Here is a 3,556-nt window from a genome sequence, read left to right as displayed (position 1 = left end):
AACTCGCATTTAACAAGAGCGTCGTGTACGGCAGCAAGCTGCCTGGGACGCCTACGGCGCCCCACACGCAGGCGTTACACGTTCAAGGAAATAATGTGCCAGCTTCAACCCTTAAAAAGTTTTTTCTTTAACTACAATAATTTTCCTCACAACCTTTCACCAAAGATATAAAGAACATAAACAAACAGCATAAATCTAGAAAGTCATAACAAAAGCTAAATCATATAAAATTCTACAAAAAGGAAAAACTATGGAAAAGGAAATCATCATCAGCTTTTTAGTTCAATCTTTTGGGCTTTTTGTAGCAGCAAAGATATTGAATGTTAACTTGAATATTTTCACTGCTCCGCTGGTTATATTTTTATCAATTCTTCCAAGCCAGTTCATTCCTGGACTTGCAGGCGGAGTAGCCGGGCTAGTTCTTTATGCTGTTTCGATAAAAGTCTTATCAAAAGACTGTGACTTCATAAAGCTTGTAGGGTTAGTAGTTCTTGGTCTTGGCATGCAAAAATTAACTTATATGGCCATATACTAAAGAACGTGTAACAAGTGCGTCGTGTACGGCAGCAAGCTGCCTGGGACGCCTACGGCGCCCCACACGCAGGCGTTAGCTGCAAAGCATTACCCGATATATCTCCTTATATTGATAACCCTAGATATAGGTATTATCTACACATGACATTTATGAAATAAGCATATCTTTAGGCAGTTTATGAGTTACGATTTAAAAAAATGGAAGGAACGGCTAGCTGAGCGCTCTGATCTGAGCGCACAAGTTATTCACCTTACGAAAGAGTCCAGAATCGATGAAAAAAAAACAACTGGACTAACAAACCTAAAAAATATCATTACTGATCGTACGATTAAAGGAAGTGACAATAAGGGTTTCATTGTTGGAAATAAGACCGCAGTTTGCTTTCAAGATGCACCTCTTTATGCTGCCTGCCAAAATACATATTTCGAACAAAAATATAGAAAGTCAAACCCTAATACAAAAACAAGATACTCTCCCATTGGAATTATGTTTCCAAAGGAATACGTATATAGGAAGGGAGGGCGTCCTGTATTGTATGAAAAAACACAAATTGCAAAGAGAATTCTTCCAAAAGATGAATGGTGGAGGATAGTAAACTTTGATATGTCCAACCATGAGAGCATAATTGATTGGACTCATGAAAGAGAGTGGAGGTGCCCTGGTAATTTCAAATTTGACATTGCAGAAGCCACCTTATTATTTGTTAAGACTTCAAACTATCATTCTTTTTTAAAATGGGATGAGAAACAATCGAATCCAGTAATGGATAAAGTCAAGAGCATTGCTGTATTGTCAGACATTCTTTACTAAGAATGATTAATAATTGAAATTTATATTGTTACATTTTTCATGTGTACATATAACAGCAGCTAACAAGAGCATGGTGTTCCTCGCTTCGCTCGTGGGACGCCTGCGGCGCCCCACATGCTGGCGTTATGTTTAGAGTTAAACAATAAGAATGAGCAAATATGGAAGTATATAAGACACCACAATCAGAACTAGAGAATGATAAATACCAGCGTAAATTTATGCCTATCCGAGGGCTTATTTATGGGTCAATTATATCTATTGCGATCACCACAATTGTGAGCATCATCGCAAGTGTATTCTTAGCCATCTTCTATGGCATAGATATTTCGTCTCCAGGTGCTGCGGAAGCAATGGCGAATAATAATGTAATACTTTTAACTGACATTATTATTTCAGCTCTACCGTGTTATTTTGCTGGTAAAGTGTTAGGTAAAAGAACGCCTGAAAAAGAAATTAAGTACTCGTACATACTTACGGCTATTACTCTCCTCTTCATCCTAGGACTATCATATTCAACTGATTCTTTTTCAACATTTCCATTGGTGTACCATATAGCTTCCTTTGCAACCATAGCCGCTGCAATCATCATGGGTGCAAAATCTAAAATAAAAACATAACAAGAGCATGGTGTTCCTCGCTTCGCTCGTGGGACGCCTGCGGCGCCCCACATGCTGGCGTTATAAGCTAAGAGTTAAATAAAAAATGCAGAGTATAATAAAGACAGTTTTAATAATTATTTCAGTATTATTCCTAAAGCCTGCATTCTCCGATGAATGTAGTAACAGCCTTATGTGCCCAGAAGAAGAAATTAATCACGATTTACCTATTGAAATCAAAGGCCCACACAAACCATCTTTAGCGTTAGATTATCTATTTAATTTACACCAAGAGAAAATCATACCAGAGTGCAACGAGGAAAGCTTAAATGCTGGCAATAGCATCAAGACAGTTTATTGTTATTCCAGCCTGCTTGAGTACAGACTCATAGGGTATACACTTACGAACTCTTCGATTGACTGCAAAAAAGAGTTATCAGATTACACTCAAAGTAAAAACGACACCGACGTACTACACAGAATTGAAGATGAGCAATCGATCAGCATTAAGTCTTGTGTAAACGAAGATAACCTTTCATATAGCTTTACTCTTTTTCAAGGCATAGAAGGTCGCGATGTTGAAAAGCTACTACATGATTCTGAACCAATGCTTCCTTTCTATATCCAGAAGCTATTAGGTCGCTTATAACAAGGCGTTGGTGTACGGCAGCAAGCTGCCTGGGACGCCTACGGCGCCCCACAACTTCGCGTTAGGTTCTTCACAAACATCGAGTAAATATCAAAGGAATGAGAAATGCTTCAAACACATTTAGATGCAGAGCACAGATATGAGTTATATCGACAGGAAGCAAGGCTTCAAGCTCAAGCAGTTCTACCAGCAAAGCTCAAGAATGAAGTAGAGCTTAGAGGAATTGATGATAAATCATTAGCTAAAGTAAAGTCATGGAATTACAGTCCAAGCCGAGAGGTCGATTGGGACTGGAGCTTTGGCCATAATATTTATCGAAAGCGATATCCTAAAAGATTTGAGCTTGCAGTTTGGTTTAATGATATTCTGGCGGGGCTTTCTATCGGACGACCTTCATTTCATGGCTCACGTCTACGTTTAGATTTTACTGAGCGAGCCCCAGACAACTGCCCTATAAAAGGTGAATTTATGAAAGTAAGCCTTCTGGCAGCTGAAGCTTATGCAATGGCAATTGGTGCAGATGAAGTTCGGATCATGCACCCAATGAACGATAGACTAGTAAACTACTATTCTAGGCTTGGGTATAAATACGTTAAAGGTACTGGTGATATTGAAGATCCAAAGGAAAAAAATCCTCATTACCTTTACAAGCTGCTATAGGTCTGATTATGCCTAATAAAGAAAAATCGTATAACGACGATTTCAAAGATCGACTTAAAAAACTGAAAGAACGCTCTGATGAGATATTCTCTACAGAAGCTTCTGAAGAAGACGAGCCTCAATATACGGGCAATCCCGACAAAATCTTCGAGAACGAAAAAGAAGAACCTAACAAGTGAATGGTGTTCGTCGCTTCGCTCCTGGGACGCCTACGGCGCCCCACAACTTCGCGTTAGGCGTTTTTTCCTCACATTCAGCAACTTTATTGTCATCCATTAATTCATAGATTGATTAGGATAAACTGTG

General features: G+C 38.9%; 6 protein-coding genes. All 6 read left to right on the top strand.

Features of this window, described 5'->3' with window-relative positions; genetic code table 11:
* Nucleotides 1-250: 250 nt before the first annotated feature.
* The 6 genes from ACY2RR_RS24365 (at nucleotide 251) to ACY2RR_RS24340 (ending at nucleotide 3,429) form a co-directional block, all read left to right on the top strand.
* Nucleotides 251-535 carry a hypothetical protein gene (locus tag ACY2RR_RS24365; protein ID WP_490110806.1) on the top strand — a complete coding sequence of 95 codons (285 nt, stop codon included), beginning with the start codon at nucleotides 251-253 and terminating at the stop codon, nucleotides 533-535.
* 177 nt (nucleotides 536-712) lie between these two features.
* Nucleotides 713-1,345, top strand: coding sequence for a hypothetical protein (locus ACY2RR_RS24360; protein WP_490110805.1), 633 nt, complete (start codon nucleotides 713-715; stop codon nucleotides 1,343-1,345).
* Between the two features lie 158 nt (nucleotides 1,346-1,503).
* Entirely contained in the window at nucleotides 1,504-1,962 is a 459-nt protein-coding gene (locus ACY2RR_RS24355) for a hypothetical protein (RefSeq protein ID WP_490110804.1), read from the top strand.
* A gap of 172 nt (nucleotides 1,963-2,134) precedes the next feature.
* Nucleotides 2,135-2,590 (top strand): hypothetical protein, encoded by a 456-nt coding sequence (locus ACY2RR_RS24350; protein ID WP_490110803.1) that lies wholly within the window; start codon nucleotides 2,135-2,137, stop codon nucleotides 2,588-2,590.
* A 105-nt stretch (nucleotides 2,591-2,695) separates the two neighbouring features.
* Nucleotides 2,696-3,250 (top strand): hypothetical protein, encoded by a 555-nt coding sequence (locus tag ACY2RR_RS24345; RefSeq protein WP_490110802.1) that lies wholly within the window; start codon nucleotides 2,696-2,698, stop codon nucleotides 3,248-3,250.
* A gap of 8 nt (nucleotides 3,251-3,258) precedes the next feature.
* Nucleotides 3,259-3,429 (top strand): hypothetical protein, encoded by a 171-nt coding sequence (locus ACY2RR_RS24340; RefSeq protein ID WP_490110801.1) that lies wholly within the window; start codon nucleotides 3,259-3,261, stop codon nucleotides 3,427-3,429.
* Nucleotides 3,430-3,556 lie beyond the last annotated feature (127 nt).

This window comes from Parendozoicomonas sp. 2304DJ65-17 (genome assembly GCF_058148445.1).
This window is presented reverse-complemented; position numbering and strand designations above follow the sequence as displayed.